Origin of the sequence: Phaeobacter sp. NW0010-22, assembly GCF_040365955.1 — a bacterium.
Classification (GTDB): domain Bacteria; phylum Pseudomonadota; class Alphaproteobacteria; order Rhodobacterales; family Rhodobacteraceae; genus OMPR01.
On sequence record NZ_BAABWT010000001.1, the window covers coordinates 654,051 to 671,508 of the forward strand.

Consider the following 17,458-nt stretch of genomic DNA (forward strand, 5'->3'; position numbering starts at 1 on the left):
GCAGGTACATCGACCGTTTTGTGGGGGTAGGGCAAGAAAAACGGCCCCGTTTGGGGCCGTCAAGGCAGGTCATGTCGGTGTGTGGTGTTAATCCGACAGGCGTGCGCGCAGGACACGCACCATGTTTTCACCCATGACTTTGCGGATTTGGGGCTCTGTCACGCCTGCGTCGAGCAAGGCAGAGGTCAGTGCCGCCAGTTCAGATGTATCAAATTTCGTTTGAACAGACCCATCATAGTCAGATCCCAAAGACACGTGATCCTCGCCCAATACATCAATCGAGGCTTTGATCATTTTGGCGATGCCGTCTGGGGCGAAATCATTGCACGACACCTCGGCCCAGTAGCCGATCCCAATGACACCACCGGTTGAGGCGATGGCCTTCATCAGGTCATCCTTAAAGTTCCGTTTGACGGGGCAATTGCTGTGCAGGCCGGTGTGGCTGACGATCAGCGGCATATCCGTGATTTCGAGCGTGTCCCACGCCACCTGTGGACTGGAATGCGCAAGATCCAGCACCATGCCACGCTGGCTAACTTCTGCCACGACAGCGCGACCAAAGTCGGTCAGGCCAGTGTTCGATTGCCCATGCAGCGATCCGCCAAGCGCATTGTCAAAGAAATGCTGTAACCCGATGACACGATGCCCGGCCTGTTCCAGGGCATCCATATTCTCGAGCTTACCTTCTAACGGATGCGCGCCTTCGATGCCCAGCAATCCGCCGATAATTTTGGAACCGTTTGCGCGGGCCTCTAGCACCTCTTCCAGATCAGAGCGGGTGCGAATGATCTTGAGCTGATCAGGTGCGTCTTCTTCAAACTCGTGCAGCTTTTCCGCTTGATACAGCGCGCGGTGCAGCAGGCTGTCCCATGTGTTCATCGGCCAAAGTTGTCCGACGGCCAAAAGGGTTATGTTGTCAAAAGCTTCGTCTGAGTTTTCGTCATAGTTTTGCCCGGCGGGGCTTTTGGTGACGGCGGTAAATACTTGGAGCGCGACATTCCCTTCTTGTAGGCGCGGAATATCAACCTGCCCGCGATTTCCACGTTCCGTGAGATCGCGCGACCACAGCAGGCTATCTGCGTGCCAATCCCCAACGATCATATCGGCATGCAAGGCGTTGGCGGTATCTGTGACAGCGTAGGGGGCGTGTTCAAAGACCTTGTTGCGGGTTTTCTCGACATAGGGCGGAAGAAAGCCGAAGAAACCGATCCCCCCGACAACCACTATGAGCAGAAGTAATCGCCCAACCCATTTTCCAAAACCACGCATTTGACTCTCCCTCAAGCTGATTAAGGGCAGGATAGAGAGAGGGGGGTGGCGAACAAGGCGTAACTTTACGTCGTTTGCGTGTCTGGCCACATCCCGTCCGACGATCTACAGTTAAGCGGGTGAACGTGAGAGGACCGGCTATGGCGGGAGGATGGGCGCGCGACGGCGCAGTGAGTGAACAGATCGAAGCATCCGTGAACGATGAACTGGCCCGGATGCAGGCGCGCCGAGGTCAGCAGGGCGAAAGCCTGACGCATTGCGCGGAATGCGAGGAACCTATCCCCGAAGCAAGGCGCACAGCGATCCCGGGTGTAAAGCTGTGTATCGACTGCATGCGGGACCGCGATGGTCAGCGTCAGCAGCGCGGCGGGATCAACCGCCGCGGCAGCAAGGACAGCCAACTCAAATAATCAGTGCGACATGGGGGGACTGTTTTCCTGACGCAACTCTCGTGCCGTCAGGTGATGGGCGGTGCGAAACGACCGTGCAAAGCTGGATTGGGACGTAAAACCAGTTGCCATAGCAACATCCATCAATGGCATGTCGGTGTCCGTCACCAGACGCCGAGCCTCGGCCAAACGCAGTTGCAAGTAGTGGTCTTGCGGCGTTGTGTTCAGGCGCAAGCGGAACTGTTGCTGCAGGGTGCGCGGGCTGGTGCCAAGGGTTTCGGCAATTTCTGCAACAGGCAGGGGCTCGTCCAGTGTGGCCTCCATCAATGCGTTTGCTTTGGCAGTCACGCCATTGTGGCGATGGGGGGCACCAGTCCGCGACTGCGGTTTGGTCGGCGCTGGGGCACCATCGTACAGGAATAGACCAGACACCCGTGCCGCAAACCCGGCACCATGACGGGCCGAGATAATATGCAGCATCATTTCGATCGCGGGCATTGCGCCACCGCTGGTCAGACGGTTTTCAGAAACGGTAAACCGGTCGCGCAGGGTCGAGACATCGGGGAACCGACTTGCGAAGCTGTCCAGATCCTCCCAATGGGTGGTGGCGGCATGACCGTCCAGCAATCCGGCCTCGGCCAGCAACCAGGGACCACCGTCGATCCCGGCAATGGTTGTACCGCTGGCCGCGATCCGACGCAGGCTGGCAAGCAGGCTGGGTGTGGCGTGGCGCGCAAGTTGAAAACCCGCGATGACGATCAACAGATCGCAGCCATCAAGCCGGGTCAGGGATTGGCCGGGCACAGACAGTCCGCTGGTCAGATGGGCGGGTTCACCGGTCGCGGTGACATAGTCCCAATCAAAGGCCGGTCGACCCGCAAGTCGGTTGGCGGCCCGCATCGGATCCACGGCCGCAGCAAAGCTGAGCGTGTTGCATTCGTCGAGCACGAGCACGGCGGTTTTCAGGGCCTGATGTTCAGGCTGAAGGATGTTTTTTGCGGATTTCATCAAGTCGATTCGCATCATGTAAAGTTATCATGACAAAGCTGCGCCAGACTCGAGCGTGAACGCAAATTGGAATCCGTGGACAAGCCTGGGGATAAGCCGGGGCAAAACACGGTAAATGTAGGGGAAAACGCAATGCCGTTGGAAATGAACCGAGAAGTCTTCATTACCTGTGCCGTGACAGGGTCGGGTGGAACGCAGGATCGCAGCCCTCATGTGCCCCGTTCACCGCAACAAATTGCTGACAGTGCGATTGCTGCTGGCAAGGCGGGAGCGGCGGTTGTTCACTGCCATGTTCGGGACCCCGAGAGCGGCGCGCCGTCGCGGGATCTGGCCTATTACCGTGAGGTGACGGACCGCATTCGGGATGCTGACATAGACGTGGTTCTGAACCTGACCGCAGGTATGGGGGGCGATATCGTTTTTGGGGATGTTGAATCTCCGTTCCCAGTGAAAGCAGCAGGCACCGACATGATTGGCGCGTCCGAGCGGGTCGCCCATATCGCGGAATGCCTGCCGGAGATCTGCACGCTGGATTGCGGCACGATGAACTTTGCCGAAGCCGATTATGTGATGACCAACACCCCAGGCGCATTGCGGGCCATGGGGCAGATGATGACGGATCTGGGTGTGAAGCCCGAGATCGAGGCATTCGACACCGGCCATCTCTGGTTTGCCAAGGAATTGGTAAAAGAGGGCATTCTGGACAGCCCTGCCTTGGTGCAGCTGTGCATGGGCGTGCCATGGGGCGCACCGGATGATCTGAACACGTTCATGGCGATGGTCAACAACGTGCCGGCTGATTGGAACTTCTCGGCCTTTGGGTTGGGGCGCAATCAAATGGCCTATGTGGCGGCGGCTGTTCTGGCGGGCGGCAACGTGCGCGTTGGGCTCGAGGACAACCTTTGGCTGGGCAAGGGTGAACTGGCGCAGAACTGGCAGTTGGTCGAACGCGCGGGCACCATCATCGAAAACATGGGTGCGCGCGTCATTGGGGCGCAAGAAGTGCGCGAAAAGTTGGGCCTGACCAAGCGCGCACCTGTAGCAAAATGAGGCTGTTAGCGGGGGATGACATGCGTACACCTTGCGTGCATCCCCCGTGCACCGCCGTGGCACAGCATGACGTCGTCAACTGTGAGGACGTCATCTGGATCAGCGACCGTTTTTGTTCAGTCGGCGCGATAAATTCGACAGAGAAAACAGTTGTTGCTGGCGCTGCGCAGATCGACAAAAGCGATGTCATCACGTTCCAACAGACTGGCGGCGTAGCTGGTCAGATTGGCGCGCGGTGTAACCGCACCGGTACCATAAACGATCCGTTCGTCCGGTCCGTAACCGCGCAAAAGGTACTGCGTGGCGGACAGGAACGCGGGCGGTTCAGGCGAGGGTTCTGCACGGGTACAGCCCGGATCGCACAGGTATATCGGCCCGGTTTCAGTAAACGGGTTGCGCCCCTGAAACGGCCGGTGTGCCAGCGCGAGAAATGGCAACCCTTGGGGCACGTTCTGCAAACAGTGGCGACAGGGCATTCCGTCCTGTTCAGCGCTGGCGTGGCGTTCCACCGGGTCGCCATAACTGTCAACTCCGGTGCGGTGGATCATTTCGACATCCGCGCTGGGCAGTCCATGAAATTCAAGTCTCATACTCGGTCTCCTTTGGATGCGACCCTGCCGTGGCGCAGGGCATTTGGGCGACCCGAAACATGCGGGAAAGACACATGACGAAAACAGCAGCAATCATTGGTGGTGGCGTAATCGGCGGCGGATGGGCCGCGCGGTTCCTGTTGAATGGATGGGACGTGCGGGTGTTTGACCCGGACCCCGAAGCCGAACGCAAAATCAGTGAAGTTATGGACAACGCGCGCCGGTCCTTGCCGGGGCTCAGCGATGTGCCGCTGCCTGACGAGGGTACGTTGAGTTTTCATGCAGAACTGGCCGACGCGGTTGCGGGCGTGGACTGGATTCAGGAAAGCGTGCCCGAGCGGCTGGACCTGAAACTGAAAGTCTACAAGAGCCTGCAAGAGGCGTGTGATCCGGGTGCGGTAATTGGGTCGTCTACGTCGGGTTTCAAACCATCCGAGTTGCAGGAAGGCGCATTGCGTCCTGAACAGATCGTAGTCACGCATCCGTTCAACCCGGTCTATTTGCTGCCGCTGATCGAAGTGGTTCCGACCGAAGCCAACAGCGCAGATTTTGTGCAAAAGGCCAAAGATCTGCTGACCTCGGTCGGGTTTTATCCGCTGCACGTGCGCAAAGAAATCGATGCGCATATTGCGGATCGCTTTCTTGAGGCGGTCTGGCGCGAGGCGCTGTGGCTGGTCAAGGACGGTGTCGCCACCACCGAGGAAATTGACGAAGCCATCCGCATGGGGTTCGGCATTCGTTGGGCACAGATGGGGTTGTTTGAAACCTATCGCGTCGCGGGGGGCGAGGCAGGCATGCGCCATTTCATGGCACAGTTTGGCCCGGCGTTGAAATGGCCTTGGACCAAGTTGATGGATGTGCCCGAGTTCACCGATGAGCTGGTTGATATGATCGCCGATCAGTCGGACGCGCAGTCTGGCATGCATTCGATCCGCGAGTTGGAGCGTATTCGCGACAATAACCTTGTTGGGATGATGCGGGCGTTGAAGGCGCAGGACTATGGCGCGGGTGCGGTGCTGAACAAACACGATGCAGCACTGAAACCGGGTGCGTTGCCAACGTTGGACGAGGCGGACCTGAGCCAGCCGATCCGCACGCTGGCCCGCGCGGTGCCGTTGGATTGGACAGATTACAACGGTCATATGACCGAGTCGCGGTATCTGGATGCCTTTGCCTGTTCGACCGACCGGTTCATGGAAATTGTGGGCTGTGATTCCGACTATATCGCGTCGGGCGGCAGCTATTTCACAGCCGAAACGCACATCCGCCATCTGGACGAAACGCACGCCGGGGCGAAAATCGAGGTGCGCACGCAAATGCTGTTGGGTGCGGGTAAAAAGCTGCATCTGTTCCATTCGATGTACGAGGGCGACAAGCTGCTTGCGACCGGCGAAAGTTTCCTTTTGCACGTGAGCCTGGAAAATCGCCGCCCCTGCGCGCCGTCCGCTGCGATTGAAGCGGCGCTGGCGCGTGTGACTGAGGCGCAGGCGTCATTGCCGTATCCTGAGGGGGCGGGCAATGCGATCCGCAAACCTGCATGAGTCAGCGGGTTCTGATCACCGCAGGCGCGTCCGGAGTTGGGCGCGCCATGGCCGAGGCCTTTGCCGAAGCGGGGGCGCAGGTCTGGGTGGCAGACGTGGACGAGGCGGCGCTGGCGGCCTGTCCAGAGGCGTGGCAGCGCAGCCGAGTGAATGTTGCGGATGAAGGTTCGGTTGCGTCCCTGTTTGCCGAGATCGCCACAGAGTGGGGCGGGCTGGATGTGCTCTGCGCCAATGCCGGGATCGCAGGGCCAACGGCCTTGGTCGAGGATGTCTCGCTTGACGATTGGCGCGCGTGTCTGTCGGTCAATCTGGAAGGTGCGTTTTTGTGTTCCAAGTACGCAGCCCCGATGATGAAGGCGCAAAAGTCGGGTGCGATCCTGATCACCTCGTCCACAGCGGGCCAATACGGCTATCCCAATCGTGCGCCTTATGCGGCGGCTAAGTGGGGCATGGTTGGATTGGGCAAAACGCTGGCGATGGAGCTGGGGCCGCATGGCATCCGGTCCAACGTCATTTGTCCCGGTTCTGTCGAAGGGCCCCGGATCGAAGGCGTGATGGAGCGCGAAGCCGCCGCCAAGGGTATGACCCGCGATCAGGTTTATGCGGGCTATGCCTCGGGCACGTCGATGGGCAGCTTTGTCGAGGGCCGCGATATCGCGGCGATGGCCGTTTTCTTGGCATCAGATGGGGCGCGGTTGGTGTCAGGGCAGGTGATTGCCGTGGATGGTCATACCGTGAATCCTGACCCTAAGGTTTGAAGGAATAATCGCGCGTCCCCGGTAAACCGGGGGCGGGCTTTATATGTCTGGTGCATTTTCTGGGGCAATGCTTGCGCGCAGGTGGCGCAGGTGTGTGGGGAAATTGCGTGCTGTCAGATCAGCTTCACGCACCAATGTATCGAAGTGGCGCGTAAAGGTTTCGATCCTGTCGCGATCCCGAAACGCCATGTAGTGACCACCCGCATAGAACACGCACAACAGCGGCCCGAATACCGTGATGGGCGCCGCATAGAGCCGTTTGGCATCAAACAGATAGATCCTGAGGCGAGGGTAGAGCTGTTCGCTGAGTGTGAGCAGGCGGTCGATCTGTTCCAACCGGATGTCGAGTGGCAGGCCCTGATAGTATCCGGTGCCGTGTACGAAGCTGTGAATTTCAAAGAGTGGCATCGCGATCTCATAGTCGGACTGGGCGCTGCGCATCCAGGTCAGGCGATCCTCGGACGCGCCAATGGCCTGATCCGCAGTGCGGCCCAGATGTGGCGCGTATTCCCATTCCAGCAATGCGCGTGTTTTCAGCATGTCAGGCAGAGTCGCAGGAACGTAGCGGATTTTGTATCCGGCGGCCTCTTGGTGCCAATCGAAGATCCGTTCATCCACCAAGGCACGGGGGGCTTCGGTGACGGACAGGGACCCGGCCAGCAACTCGGCTGCGCTTTCGGGGCGGTCTGACAGGCTGAGCAGCCAATCCGCCGACACCCCAAGGGCGGCAGCGCAGGCGCCGACCACATGGGCATTGGGCAGGCGTGCGCCGTCGTCAGTCAGCAATTGGGAGATGGTCGAGCGATCCACGCCGACCTGACGGGCGAGGGCGCTCTGACTGGTGGCGCTGTCTTGCATGGCGCGGGCCAGTCGCGTTCGAAATTGAGCGGCACGGAGCCGTTTGTCGATTTTTAGCGTCATGTGGTGACTTTTATCACGCTTGCTGAGTTTTGTTAATCATATTCAGAATGTTCACATGCCTCTCCAGCCCATAACAAAGTTGTGAGGACTAGAGGCAGGAGACAACATGGAAACGCGACGGAGATCGCTGGTGAAGGCAGTGATCTGGAACCTGTTGGGGTTGGCATCAATGACATTGGTCGGGGTGATCGCCACTGGATCGGCTGCAATTGGGGGAACCCTTGCATTGGTCAATACGGCGATCGGATTGACCCTCTATGTGCTTTACGAACGGATTTGGGCCGGTATCCACTGGGGCCGGAATGTCTGAGCAGGACACCGTGCGCAGCCCTGAGTGGGGCACATTTGGATTGATCTTGATCTGCTACGGGGCATGGCTCGGCGTGGTGTTTGGGCTGGCACAGGTTTCGCTGGTTTTGGCCGTTCTTGCGGGCGGCGTTGTGGCTGCATTGCATTCGTCCCTGACGCATGAGGCGTTGCATGGGCATCCGTTTCAAACCAAATGGATCAACGAGGCGCTGATGGCGCTGCCGCTGACCCTGTGCATTCCTTACAACCGGTTTCGAGATTTGCATTTGGCACATCATCTCGATTCCAAATTGACCGACCCTTATGATGATCCTGAGACCAATTTTCAGGATCCCGTCGTTTGGGCCAGCATGCCGCGATGGAAACGGCGGTTGTACCGCGCCAACAATACGCTTTTGGGTCGAATGGTTTTGGGACCCTTGATCGGACAGGTGATATTCACTTGCGACGAGGGTTTGGCCGCCCTGCGTGGGGATCGTGATGTGTTGCTGGCCTGGGCATTGCACCTGCCCGGAGTTGCCGTTGTTATATGGGTCGTGGCGCAATCTGCGATGCCGATCTGGGCGTTCTGCCTGTCGGCCTATCTGGGCTTGGCTGTGCTTAAAATCCGAACCTTTCTAGAGCATCGCGCACATGAAAAGTCGCGATGCCGCACGGTGATCATCGAAGACCGGGGGCCGTTGGCATTTTTATTTCTCAACAACAACTTCCATGTTGTTCATCACATGCACCCCAAGGCCGCTTGGTATCAGTTGCCCGGGCTGTATCGGGCGGGAAAGGCCCGATATCTGGAGTGCAATGAGAGCTACGTGTATCGGTCGTATGCCGATGTCTTTCGGCAGTATTTTCTGAAAGCTAAGGATCCGGTTCCACATCCGCTCTGGCCTCGTTCCTGAATTGAGGTCATACGGGGATCATGCCTATTTGGATCCTTGTGTCAGTCGCCGCCGCCACGTTTCAAACCGTGCGGTTCATGTTGCAAAAATCACTGAGTACGGTGAAGCTGAGTGCTGCGGGGGCGACCTTTGCGCGCTTTGCCTATTCCGCACCGCTGGTCGCGCTGTTGCTGGCGTTATATCTGGCGGCCACGGGGCGAAGCCTGCCTGCGTTGTCACCAACGTTTTGGGGGTTTGTTGCCATTGGGGGCACTGCCCAGATCTTGGCAACTGTCTGTGTTGTCGCCTTGTTCAAGCAACGCAATTTCGCCGTTGGGATCACCTTCAAAAAGACCGAAGTCATCCAGACCGCTTTGGTCGGATTTTTGGTGCTGGGCGAGGGGATTTCTTTTGGTGGGCTGATCGCCATTCTGTTGGGTCTGGCCGCTGTTCTGATCCTGTCCAAAACACCGGGCGGGACAGGGAAATGGTGGCAACACTTGACCAACCGCGCGTCGATGCTTGGGATTGGGTCGGGCGTGTTGTTCGCCTTTTCGGCGGTCAGTTACCGAGGCGCATCCCTGGAGTTGGGGACGTTGGAGCCTGCATTTCGCGCTGCGGTCACCTTGTCAGCGGTCACACTGTTTCAGATGACGACAATGGGGGCGTGGTTGTTTTGGCGTGACCGGGGCGAGCTGCGTGCGGTTTGGCAAACGCGCCGGACTGGAATTTTTGTTGGGCTTACCAGCATGGGCGGATCGTTTTGTTGGTTCTGGGCCTTTACCCTGCAGAATGCGGCCTATGTAAAAGCCGTGGGACAGGTGGAATTGATCCTGAGTTTGCTGGCTTCTATCCTGTTCTTCAAAGAGACAATCACGCGTCGGGAAATCTTTGGGATAGCCCTGTTGGGGGCGTCTATCTTGGCGCTGATCATCGCGATCTAAGACAGCAAAAAAGCGGCTTCGAAAGAGGCCGCTTTTTGTTTGGTCTGTTGTGGTGCGCTTTAGCTGGCGCGGCGCTCATCAAAGCTGAGCGCGATAAAGCTGGGCAGGTGATCCCCCATCCCGACAACCCGACCACCCCGATCATGGCGATCACGACCACGTGGTTTGGGATTGGATTTGGGTGCTGGTTTGGGCGCAGGCGCGGCCTGTTGCTCAACCGGTTTTTCAGCGGGTTTACGACTGCGCGGTTTTCTTTCGGCCTGCTTCTCTTTCGGGGCGTCTGCCTCTTTCGGAGGTTCGGGCTTTTCAAGATTCAGAGGGTTCTCGATCCGTGGGATCTCTTTTTGAACCAAAGTTTCGATCGCGTTGAAGTTCTTTTCGTCGCGAGGCACGCAGATCATCATGGCCTTGCCATCGCGGCCCGCCCGACCTGTTCGGCCAATGCGGTGTACGTAATCTTCGGCGTGGCTGGGCACATCAAAGTTAAACACGTGGCTGACGCTGGGCACGTCCAAGCCGCGCGCCGCGACGTCCGAGGCCACCAGAAAACGCAAGGACCCCTCGCGGAATTCATCCAGTGTTTTCATACGCTGGCTCTGATCCAGATCACCGTGGATTGGTGAGGCGTTATAACCGTATTTTTTCAATGACTTCGCGACGATATCTACATCCATCTTGCGGTTGCAGAAGATGATCGCATTGGTGCATTTTTCACCTTCGCCATCGATCAACTTGCGCAGAAGTTTGCGTTTTTCACTGGCTTCGCGATCTCGACGCGAGCCTTTGAACATGACAACGCCTTGTTCGATATTCTCAGAGGTCGTTGCCTGACGCGCGACCTCGACCCGTTCAGGGGCCGACAGGAAGGTGTTGGTGATCCGCTCGATTTCCGGCGCCATGGTGGCCGAGAAGAACAGAGTTTGACGTGTGAAAGGTGTCAGCGAAAAGATGCGTTCGATATCGGGAATGAAACCCATGTCGAGCATCCGATCGGCTTCGTCGACAACCATGATCTGCACACCGGTCAGCAGCAGTTTGCCGCGTTCGAAATGATCCAGCAAACGACCGGGGGTCGCGATCAGAACGTCGACGCCACGGTCAATCAGAGCATCCTGTTCTTTGAACGAAACGCCACCAATCAGCAGGGCTTTGGTCAGTTTCAGGTGCTTGGAATAGGTGTCAAAGTTTTCGGCCACCTGTGCCGCCAATTCGCGCGTTGGGCATAGAACCAGCGAACGTGGCATACGGGCGCGAGCACGTCCACGCGCCAGCATGGTGATCATCGGCAGCGTGAAACTGGCGGTTTTGCCTGTCCCTGTTTGGGCGATACCCAGAACATCGCGCCCCTCAAGAGCGGGGGGAATGGCACCTGCTTGAATCGGGGTCGGGGATTCGTATCCGGCCTCTTCAATAGCTTTGAGTACCTTGGCGTTCAGGTTCAGATCGGTAAATTTTGTCATGTGTTTCCGTGGTTTACGGACACTGACTTGGCCCGCACATCTGGTCTAAGCCGGATCCGTATGATCCTGCGCTGAATGCGCATGATGGCTTGGTCGGGGGCATAGCAAAATCCCTGCCCAAGGTCAAATCTGCTGAAAAGAAGCGGCAAAAGGGTCGAGACTGTAGGGTTTTTGACCCCAATTTATGAAAAATCGGGGAAGTGTTTCCGCATAGCCCTATCCAGATGCAGCGGGCAGGCGTGGAGCATGCCACGATTCTGCAGGTTTTGGCGCACTACCGGATCGACGGCGTTCAATTCGTCATAGAAGCGTTTCAAGCCAGATTGCCCGCTTTCGTCTTCGATCACGCTGAGCAATTCGTGCATGGTCAACCCGCCCTCGGTGCGGGATTTGTTGGGGGCGAGTTCTGAGCGGTAGGAGCCTTGCGCCAAACGAAAGCGATAGGCGGCGATCCAGGCGTCCCATGTTTGGGCATGGGCGTGGCACAGGGCCATGGTGTCCAACGTTTGATGGCCCGGGTTGGTTTGGCCATTTTGAAAGGCGTTGTGAATGCGAAATTCGATGTCGGGCAAGCCGGTGCGCACAAACAGTTTGCCTGCGACGTGGCTCATGAAACCACCTTTTACATAGGCGCCGAAGGTTGGATAAATCTGTTGGGTGATCTTGTCTCTTTCCGGGCCGGAGGGGACACAGTCTTTGAACAGTTCGTTGTCACCGGGCAACGCCTCGCGCGGTCGTAATCGGGCGCAGTTGATATGGGGGGGCAAGGCCGACAAGGCATCTGCAACCGTTGTCTGAGGCCAGAGAAACTCATCGACGTCGATATGCGCGAGCCAAGCGGTTTCGGCCTGACGGCGATAGGTGCGTGTCGCGTTGACCGTTTGGCGAACCTGATGTTTTTCAGGGCGCTTGCGGTTTTTCCAATAGCGGGCGTCGCATTGGGTCACGCGGACCTTTGGGTTGGCCTTGAGCGGCGCATAGGCGGCGGCATCAGGGGCATCCAGGTAGATGTGAATACGATGGGCGCCAAGCTCGAGGTGGTAGGCGACAAAGCGCAGAACCTCAGCCGTGGGGGCCTTGATCGTGGCAACGAGGCCCCATGTTTCCGGCGCGTGCCCCATCGGTTATTTTCCTTTGTAACGGCGCATGCGGGCAAAAATGGACCGCTTGTCTGTCATCACGAGGCCGAGCATGCGAAACCCAAGCGGGCGCAGGATCGCGTCGTCTTCTGCCAAGCGCCACAAGCGGGCCAGCATGATCTTGTCCAAATCACCTGCGGTCAGGGAATAACCCGCCATTCCAAAGGCTAAAGGCGGGATCTTGCGGCCACTGACGCGCGAATAGGCATGGTCATTGGCCCGGCCGGAGACCCTGCGTTCGCTGTCGTGTAGTTTGATCAGATCAAAGAGCATCGCCAAACCAGACCCGCCTTTGATCTGCTCTGGCGTTTGGCCGTGATCGCCAAAGGTCGTGGCTGCTGAGATCAACCAGCGCACCGGCAGGGTCTGCGCCAAGTGCTGTCCCTGTTCGGTCCAAAGGCGAAAAAACAGATCCTGTGCGGCTGTCGGGGCCGGGGACCGACGCAGCAGCGAGATAACCAAGGCGTGCAACAGGTGTAGTGCGGAGCCGCCGTCAAATTCCTGTTCCAGCGCGTGACGCTTGCGACGTGCGTCGCGCAGGTCGTCTGGTGGCACGTGGTCTGGGTCAAAGCGCACGATCTGATCTTTGAGGGCGGCCAAATCGACATCAGCCGCCGGTAGAACCGTTTCTGGGTGGGCGTAAGGGATTTCCTTACGGTCCAGAAAACGCATCAAGCTGTAATAACTGCCGGGATAAACCGTGTCTTCGATCTCCATATCCGGCAGCCTAGGACAACTGTGGGGTCACGTCATCATCTCTTTGGTCGCGGTCAATTTCAGATCGGGATAATCCCGTTCGACCCGATCAATATCCCACTGCAGACGCGTCAGATAAACAACGTCGCCATCATGGTCGTAGGCAATATGCTGTTTGTTGACGTTGATGAATTTATCCAACGCCGTCTTGTCGCCTGCCACCCAGCGCGCCGAAGTGAATTGCGATTGTTCGAACCGCACCGGCAGGCCGTATTCCATTTCGATCCGGCTGGCGAGCACCTCGAACTGCAACTGGCCCACAACGCCAACAATGAAGCCCGACCCGATCGAGGGTTTGAACACCTTTGCGGCGCCTTCTTCGGCGAATTGCATCAGTGCTTTTTCCAGATGCTTGGATTTCAGCGGATCGCCAGCACGCACGCCTTGCAACAGTTCCGGGGCAAAGCTGGGAATACCACTAACACGCAAAGCTTCACCTTCGGTTAACGTGTCACCGATTCTCAGCTGTCCGTGGTTGGGAATGCCGATAATGTCGCCGGCCCATGCCTCGTCCGCGAGTTCACGGTCAGAGGCGAGGAACAGAACCGGGTTGGAAATCGCCATCGGCTTTTTGGTGCGGACATGGGTCAACTTCATGCCGCGTTTGAAGTGACCCGAGGCCATGCGGACAAAGGCAACGCGGTCGCGGTGCTTGGGGTCCATGTTCGCCTGAACTTTGAAGACAAAGCCGGAAACTTTTGTTTCTTCAGGAGAAATCTTGCGTGGCTGTGCGGTTTGAATTTGCGGTTCGGGGCCATATTGGGCGATGCCGTCCATCAATTCCTTGACGCCGAACGAGTTGATCGCGGAGCCAAACCAGATCGGGGTCAGTGTGCCATCCAGCAGCGCCTGATGATCCAGCGGTGGCAGCAGTTCGCGGGCCATCTCAAGCTCTTCCAACAGCTGTTCCAGCAGATGCTCAGGGACGTGTTTGGCCAGGTTGGGGTCATCAAGCCCTTTGATTTCAATGCTTTCCGCGATCTTGTTGCGGTCGGCACGGTCCATCAGTTCCAGACGGTCGCGCAGAATATCGTAACAGCCGATGAAATCGCGACCGACCCCGATGGGCCAACTGGCCGGGGTCACGTCGATGGCCAGGTTTTCCTGGATTTCGTCAATAATTTCAAAGATATCTCGGCTTTCCCGGTCCATCTTGTTACAGAAGGTCAAGATTGGCAGGTCGCGCATCCGGCAGACTTCGAACAGTTTCTGCGTCTGGCTTTCCACACCTTTGGCGCCGTCAATCACCATCACGGCTGCATCGACCGCCGTCAGGGTGCGGTAGGTGTCTTCTGAGAAATCCGAGTGGCCCGGAGTGTCCACAAGATTGAACCGAAAGTTATTGTAATCAAACGACATTGCCGATGCGGAGACCGAGATGCCACGGTCTTTTTCCATCTGCATAAAATCAGAGCGCGTGCGCCGGGATTCGCCCTTGGCGCGGACCTGTCCGGCCATCTGAATCGCACCACCATAGAGGAGGAACTTTTCAGTCAGGGTCGTCTTGCCGGCATCCGGGTGCGAGATGATGGCAAAGGTGCGACGGCGCGCGATCTCGGGCGGCAATTCGGGGCGATTTGTGGCGGTATCTAGCATGAGCGCGCGTATAGGTAAGATATGGGCCAGAGGCAAGGAAAACGGGGGGTGACATGCGTGCACCACACGTGCACCGGTTTGCAGCGGGCCCTGATCTTGGGTGGTGTTAACCTTTGGCTGGCAATGTTGGCGGTGGGATTTAACACGAGGTAAACACATGGTCAGTCGCAATCAGGCCCGCAATGAAATGCTACACGAGCTGGAGGCGCTGCAGGAAAAGCTGGCCAGCGATTGGCTGGATCAGAGCCTGCCCGAGGATTGGCATGGGCTGGATACGTGGCACGGGCCGGTGCGGGACAAAACACGCGTGACGATCCGGCTGGACGCCGACATGGTGCGCTGGTTTCGCAAGCTGGGGCCGGGCTACGGCGCGCGGGTCAATCAGGTGCTGCGGATCTATTGGACGGCGCTGTTGTGCGGCCACATCAAAGCGCACCAATACGACAACACGCTGCCGCGCCTGATGCTAGAGGCGCAGCGCATTCAGCGGGAGATTGGGGCTTAGGTTTTGGATACGTACAGGGCGTTGAAGGCACGGGTCTTGATCTGATTTTGACCTTGATTTCGGCTTTTTGTTCACTTTATGTTCTTGTTAGCGTTTTTGAGTTTAAAAGGAGCATAATCGATGATCGCGGGAAGTTGTTGTTGCGGTGCAGTCAAATTTGAATTGTTGAATGCCCCGTCCATGGTCGGAACCTGTCACTGTGCAAGGTGTCGCAAGGTTGGCGCGAGCACGATTGCATTTGTGAGCAAGGGCGATCTTAAGTGGGTCGCGGGCCGGGAGCAGGTCCAGTTGTACCAACCGCAGGCTCCATATATTTATGGTCGGTGTTTTTGCAAAATCTGTGGAAGCTCACTTGGGGAAATCCTCTCGGAAGAGGACAGTTTTCCCATCGCCGCCAATGCGCTTGACGGGAATTTGGGTTTGAAGAACCAATCTCATGAGTTTGTTGGGGAAAAACCATCGTGGTATGAGATTTGCGATGATGCGCCGCAAAATGTTGGGCATCCTGAATCCGCATAGTGACCCTGGCTTTGAAAGGGGGCGATTTGAGGTGAAATTTTCAAGAGGTATTGAAGTAGCTTATGAGGCCCAGTTTACGACATAAATTCATTCAGGTGTGTGATGAAAAGATTGCCAAAAAAGGAGAGACGGTTGGTCTTTCTTTCTATGCGTTTTTTGCCAATAAGAATGATGATCCTGACCGTTTGATGGAAGCTGCGGAATGGTGGATCAAGACGCATGAGCTTGACCATTTTGAGAAGGCGCTGAAGATACGAAACATGATCAAATCGGGATTTTAACCGACTGAAATCACTGCGTACTGCGGTTGTTAATAGAGGACATGCGTTCAAAAAGATCGCTGAATTCTGTGGGAAATGTTTTGCGTGGGTCAGCGCATTTTTTGAATTTTCAGTTTGTCTAGCTTTGCCCTGATTTTTGTCGATTCCTCTGAGCGCATAAGAGCTTTGGCGATGGCCTTTAAGCTCATCCCTTTTGTTGCCAGCATGCGTAGCTTTTGAATTTCCTCTGATGTCCAAGCTTGGCGGTGGCGTTCGTAACGTTCTGCCATTGGGTTCGTCTACCTTGTGATTATATTGGAACTCTTATTCAGCATGGTCATGCGGATGGTGCCAGCGCAATGGCGAATGAGGTAGGGCCTGTCGATTAAACAAGTGCTGAGAAAACGTCTGTTCAAATTATTTGCGTGAACCTGACCTGAGTCCCATCACTATTCCGTTCTGTTTTGAATGGTGATTTTGCGGGGCCATGTCGAAGGGGGGTGAAAGATGATACCTCCTCAACATGTATTACGTCACCGCGTTGAGGCGCGTTTTAAAAGGGCTATAGCATCGGGGCGGTCCAATAGGGCTTTGGCGACGTCGAGGCCGTGGCCTTCGCGGTCGGTGTGTTTCAGCAGGGGGCTGAGTTTTTCCAGCAGATCCTCGGGCAGGGCCGGTTTGGTGCGGGGGTCAACCAGCATGGATTCGGCGGCGATGCCTTCGGCGTAGATGATGTGGTGGCGGTCGAACAGGATCTGGAAATAGTCGACAAAGCCGCCGTCCATCACCGTGACGGTGTCGTCATTGACCAGATGGCGGGCCTTTACCAGCAGCTCGGCTGAGCCGGCGCCGATCTCATCTGTGCGTTGATAGACAAACAGGCGGTGGTCGGGGCTGACGGTCAGGTCGTGTTCGTTGTTCAGGGTTCCGGCTTTGATCACGATGGGGGCAAAATCGCCGGTGGCGCGGACCGTGCTTTGACCGATCCAGCGGATTTGCTGGACGCCATCATCACGGGTCAGGACCTTGTCGCCGATTTTCAGGTCTTCGATGCGGACCTGTGCGCCAGACCCCAGCGTGATGTGGGTGCCGCGTGTAAACGAAACGCAGGCGACTTGGGCGAATTTCTGGCGAGCGCTGTCGCGATCCATACCGACGAGGGAGTAGTCGGTTTTGGGGAACAGCGGGGCCAGCGGTAACAGATAGACGTCGGCGATATGGCCGGTCTCATCAACCTCGACCAGCACCAGTGCCTCGGTCGTGAGACCATCGGGGGACATCAGGTTCAGGGTGCAATCCAGATGGATCTGCCCATCGGGTCGGCCCAACTCGGTGTCGCCTGCAATGTGAAAGCTGCCGTCAGTGTGGGTTTCCAGCGACAGGCGACGCAGATTCGCATCCAGATCAAGGCCGTAGATATCGGCCAGCATCAGATCATCCATCGGCGAGATCTCGTCCCCGAAGTTGGCGCCGTTGATCACCGTAAAGGCATCGGCGCGGTAGACGGGGATGGATTGGATGGGGCTGATGGCGATCACGGGCAAAGGGTCTCTTGCTGTTGAGGGTACT

Annotated in this window: 20 protein-coding genes; 10 read left to right on the forward strand and 10 right to left on the reverse strand. The window is 57.2% G+C overall.

What is annotated here, in order from left to right; all coding sequences use genetic code 11:
- Positions 1-87: 87 nt before the first annotated feature.
- The gene (locus ABWV33_RS02980; RefSeq protein WP_353329062.1) at positions 88-1,269 is read right to left on the reverse strand and encodes a dipeptidase; all 1,182 of its coding nucleotides are present in this window, start codon (positions 1,267-1,269) and stop codon (positions 88-90) included.
- 140 nt (positions 1,270-1,409) lie between these two features.
- On the opposite strand from ABWV33_RS02980, the gene ABWV33_RS02985 reads away from it, so the two are divergent.
- On the forward strand, positions 1,410-1,679 hold the full coding sequence (locus tag ABWV33_RS02985; protein WP_353329063.1) for a DksA/TraR family C4-type zinc finger protein: 270 nt from the start codon (positions 1,410-1,412) through the stop codon (positions 1,677-1,679).
- Here the strand turns inward: ABWV33_RS02985 and ABWV33_RS02990 are convergent, their stop codons facing one another.
- Positions 1,680-2,666, reverse strand: coding sequence for a GlxA family transcriptional regulator (locus tag ABWV33_RS02990; RefSeq protein ID WP_164621581.1), 987 nt, complete (start codon positions 2,664-2,666; stop codon positions 1,680-1,682).
- A gap of 132 nt (positions 2,667-2,798) precedes the next feature.
- Here ABWV33_RS02990 and bcoG point away from each other — a divergent pair, with 132 nt between their 5' ends.
- Complete coding sequence (bcoG, locus tag ABWV33_RS02995) at positions 2,799-3,716, forward strand: 3-dehydrocarnitine:acetyl-CoA trimethylamine transferase BcoG (RefSeq protein WP_353329064.1); 918 nt, start codon at positions 2,799-2,801, stop codon at positions 3,714-3,716.
- Positions 3,717-3,832: 116 nt separating this feature from the next.
- Here bcoG and ABWV33_RS03000 read toward each other — a convergent pair whose 3' ends face one another.
- On the reverse strand, positions 3,833-4,306 hold the full coding sequence (locus ABWV33_RS03000; protein ID WP_353329065.1) for a DUF1203 domain-containing protein: 474 nt from the start codon (positions 4,304-4,306) through the stop codon (positions 3,833-3,835).
- A 74-nt stretch (positions 4,307-4,380) separates the two neighbouring features.
- Here ABWV33_RS03000 and ABWV33_RS03005 point away from each other — a divergent pair, with 74 nt between their 5' ends.
- Positions 4,381-5,847 carry a carnitine 3-dehydrogenase gene (locus tag ABWV33_RS03005; RefSeq protein ID WP_353329066.1) on the forward strand — a complete coding sequence of 489 codons (1,467 nt, stop codon included), beginning with the start codon at positions 4,381-4,383 and terminating at the stop codon, positions 5,845-5,847.
- A complete protein-coding gene (locus ABWV33_RS03010) occupies positions 5,844-6,605 on the forward strand; it encodes an SDR family oxidoreductase (RefSeq protein WP_164621365.1) in 762 nt (253 codons plus the stop codon). Before ABWV33_RS03005 ends, ABWV33_RS03010 begins: the two co-directional genes overlap by 4 nt.
- Before the next feature lie 39 nt (positions 6,606-6,644).
- Here the strand turns inward: ABWV33_RS03010 and ABWV33_RS03015 are convergent, their stop codons facing one another.
- The gene (locus tag ABWV33_RS03015; protein WP_164621367.1) at positions 6,645-7,526 is read right to left on the reverse strand and encodes a helix-turn-helix domain-containing protein; all 882 of its coding nucleotides are present in this window, start codon (positions 7,524-7,526) and stop codon (positions 6,645-6,647) included.
- A 106-nt stretch (positions 7,527-7,632) separates the two neighbouring features.
- Here ABWV33_RS03015 and ABWV33_RS03020 point away from each other — a divergent pair, with 106 nt between their 5' ends.
- The 3 genes from ABWV33_RS03020 to ABWV33_RS03030 are packed head-to-tail and all read left to right on the forward strand — an operon-like array spanning position 7,633 to position 9,654.
- On the forward strand, positions 7,633-7,836 hold the full coding sequence (locus tag ABWV33_RS03020; RefSeq protein ID WP_113825788.1) for a DUF2061 domain-containing protein: 204 nt from the start codon (positions 7,633-7,635) through the stop codon (positions 7,834-7,836).
- A complete protein-coding gene (locus ABWV33_RS03025) occupies positions 7,829-8,731 on the forward strand; it encodes a fatty acid desaturase (protein ID WP_353329067.1) in 903 nt (300 codons plus the stop codon). The genes ABWV33_RS03020 and ABWV33_RS03025 overlap by 8 nt, the downstream gene beginning before the upstream one ends.
- 20 nt (positions 8,732-8,751) lie before the next feature.
- Positions 8,752-9,654, forward strand: coding sequence for an EamA family transporter (locus ABWV33_RS03030; protein ID WP_353329068.1), 903 nt, complete (start codon positions 8,752-8,754; stop codon positions 9,652-9,654).
- A 59-nt stretch (positions 9,655-9,713) separates the two neighbouring features.
- On the opposite strand, the gene ABWV33_RS03035 is transcribed toward ABWV33_RS03030, so the two are convergent.
- The 4 genes from ABWV33_RS03035 to ABWV33_RS03050 form a co-directional block, all read right to left on the reverse strand.
- Complete coding sequence (locus tag ABWV33_RS03035) at positions 9,714-11,114, reverse strand: DEAD/DEAH box helicase (RefSeq protein ID WP_353329069.1); 1,401 nt, start codon at positions 11,112-11,114, stop codon at positions 9,714-9,716.
- 182 nt (positions 11,115-11,296) lie between these two features.
- Entirely contained in the window at positions 11,297-12,235 is a 939-nt protein-coding gene (locus ABWV33_RS03040; protein WP_353329070.1) for a glycosyltransferase family protein, read from the reverse strand.
- 3 nt (positions 12,236-12,238) lie between these two features.
- Positions 12,239-12,970 (reverse strand): hypothetical protein, encoded by a 732-nt coding sequence (locus tag ABWV33_RS03045; RefSeq protein WP_353329071.1) that lies wholly within the window; start codon positions 12,968-12,970, stop codon positions 12,239-12,241.
- 27 nt (positions 12,971-12,997) lie between these two features.
- The gene (locus tag ABWV33_RS03050) at positions 12,998-14,605 is read right to left on the reverse strand and encodes a peptide chain release factor 3 (RefSeq protein ID WP_353329072.1); all 1,608 of its coding nucleotides are present in this window, start codon (positions 14,603-14,605) and stop codon (positions 12,998-13,000) included.
- Positions 14,606-14,762: 157 nt separating this feature from the next.
- Between ABWV33_RS03050 and ABWV33_RS03055 the strand changes: the two genes are divergently transcribed.
- The 3 genes from ABWV33_RS03055 (at position 14,763) to ABWV33_RS03065 (ending at position 15,910) form a co-directional block, all read left to right on the forward strand.
- A complete protein-coding gene (locus ABWV33_RS03055) occupies positions 14,763-15,110 on the forward strand; it encodes a BrnA antitoxin family protein (protein WP_353329073.1) in 348 nt (115 codons plus the stop codon).
- Between the two features lie 120 nt (positions 15,111-15,230).
- A complete protein-coding gene (locus tag ABWV33_RS03060; RefSeq protein WP_121996772.1) occupies positions 15,231-15,629 on the forward strand; it encodes a GFA family protein in 399 nt (132 codons plus the stop codon).
- Positions 15,630-15,724: 95 nt separating this feature from the next.
- Positions 15,725-15,910: a DUF6500 family protein gene (locus ABWV33_RS03065; protein ID WP_258547110.1), complete on the forward strand. Its 186-nt coding sequence runs from the start codon at positions 15,725-15,727 to the stop codon at positions 15,908-15,910.
- Between the two features lie 89 nt (positions 15,911-15,999).
- Here ABWV33_RS03065 and ABWV33_RS03070 read toward each other — a convergent pair whose 3' ends face one another.
- Both ABWV33_RS03070 and ABWV33_RS03075 read right to left on the reverse strand, forming a co-directional pair.
- Positions 16,000-16,179 (reverse strand): hypothetical protein, encoded by a 180-nt coding sequence (locus ABWV33_RS03070; RefSeq protein WP_113825797.1) that lies wholly within the window; start codon positions 16,177-16,179, stop codon positions 16,000-16,002.
- A 243-nt stretch (positions 16,180-16,422) separates the two neighbouring features.
- Entirely contained in the window at positions 16,423-17,427 is a 1,005-nt protein-coding gene (locus tag ABWV33_RS03075) for a Hint domain-containing protein (protein WP_353329074.1), read from the reverse strand.
- Positions 17,428-17,458 lie beyond the last annotated feature (31 nt).

Excerpts from the sequence above, each read along its gene's own strand:
- ABWV33_RS03015 (WP_164621367.1), bottom strand. The coding sequence starts at position 7,526 with ATGACGCTAAAAATCGACAAACGGCTCCGTGCCGCTCAATTTCGAACG.
- ABWV33_RS03070 (WP_113825797.1), bottom strand. The coding sequence starts at position 16,179 with ATGGCAGAACGTTACGAACGCCACCGCCAAGCTTGGACATCAGAGGAA.
- bcoG (WP_353329064.1), top strand. The coding sequence starts at position 2,799 with ATGCCGTTGGAAATGAACCGAGAAGTCTTCATTACCTGTGCCGTGACA.
- ABWV33_RS03050 (WP_353329072.1), bottom strand. The coding sequence starts at position 14,605 with ATGCTAGATACCGCCACAAATCGCCCCGAATTGCCGCCCGAGATCGCG.
- ABWV33_RS03005 (WP_353329066.1), top strand. The coding sequence starts at position 4,381 with ATGACGAAAACAGCAGCAATCATTGGTGGTGGCGTAATCGGCGGCGGA.
- ABWV33_RS02985 (WP_353329063.1), top strand. The coding sequence starts at position 1,410 with ATGGCGGGAGGATGGGCGCGCGACGGCGCAGTGAGTGAACAGATCGAA.
- ABWV33_RS03000 (WP_353329065.1), bottom strand. The coding sequence starts at position 4,306 with ATGAGACTTGAATTTCATGGACTGCCCAGCGCGGATGTCGAAATGATC.
- ABWV33_RS02990 (WP_164621581.1), bottom strand. The coding sequence starts at position 2,666 with ATGAAATCCGCAAAAAACATCCTTCAGCCTGAACATCAGGCCCTGAAA.
- ABWV33_RS03025 (WP_353329067.1), top strand. The coding sequence starts at position 7,829 with ATGTCTGAGCAGGACACCGTGCGCAGCCCTGAGTGGGGCACATTTGGA.
- ABWV33_RS03060 (WP_121996772.1), top strand. The coding sequence starts at position 15,231 with ATGATCGCGGGAAGTTGTTGTTGCGGTGCAGTCAAATTTGAATTGTTG.
- ABWV33_RS03055 (WP_353329073.1), top strand. The coding sequence starts at position 14,763 with ATGGTCAGTCGCAATCAGGCCCGCAATGAAATGCTACACGAGCTGGAG.
- ABWV33_RS03020 (WP_113825788.1), top strand. The coding sequence starts at position 7,633 with ATGGAAACGCGACGGAGATCGCTGGTGAAGGCAGTGATCTGGAACCTG.
- ABWV33_RS03035 (WP_353329069.1), bottom strand. The coding sequence starts at position 11,114 with ATGACAAAATTTACCGATCTGAACCTGAACGCCAAGGTACTCAAAGCT.
- ABWV33_RS03010 (WP_164621365.1), top strand. The coding sequence starts at position 5,844 with ATGAGTCAGCGGGTTCTGATCACCGCAGGCGCGTCCGGAGTTGGGCGC.
- ABWV33_RS02980 (WP_353329062.1), bottom strand. The coding sequence starts at position 1,269 with ATGCGTGGTTTTGGAAAATGGGTTGGGCGATTACTTCTGCTCATAGTG.
- ABWV33_RS03045 (WP_353329071.1), bottom strand. The coding sequence starts at position 12,970 with ATGGAGATCGAAGACACGGTTTATCCCGGCAGTTATTACAGCTTGATG.
- ABWV33_RS03030 (WP_353329068.1), top strand. The coding sequence starts at position 8,752 with ATGCCTATTTGGATCCTTGTGTCAGTCGCCGCCGCCACGTTTCAAACC.
- ABWV33_RS03040 (WP_353329070.1), bottom strand. The coding sequence starts at position 12,235 with ATGGGGCACGCGCCGGAAACATGGGGCCTCGTTGCCACGATCAAGGCC.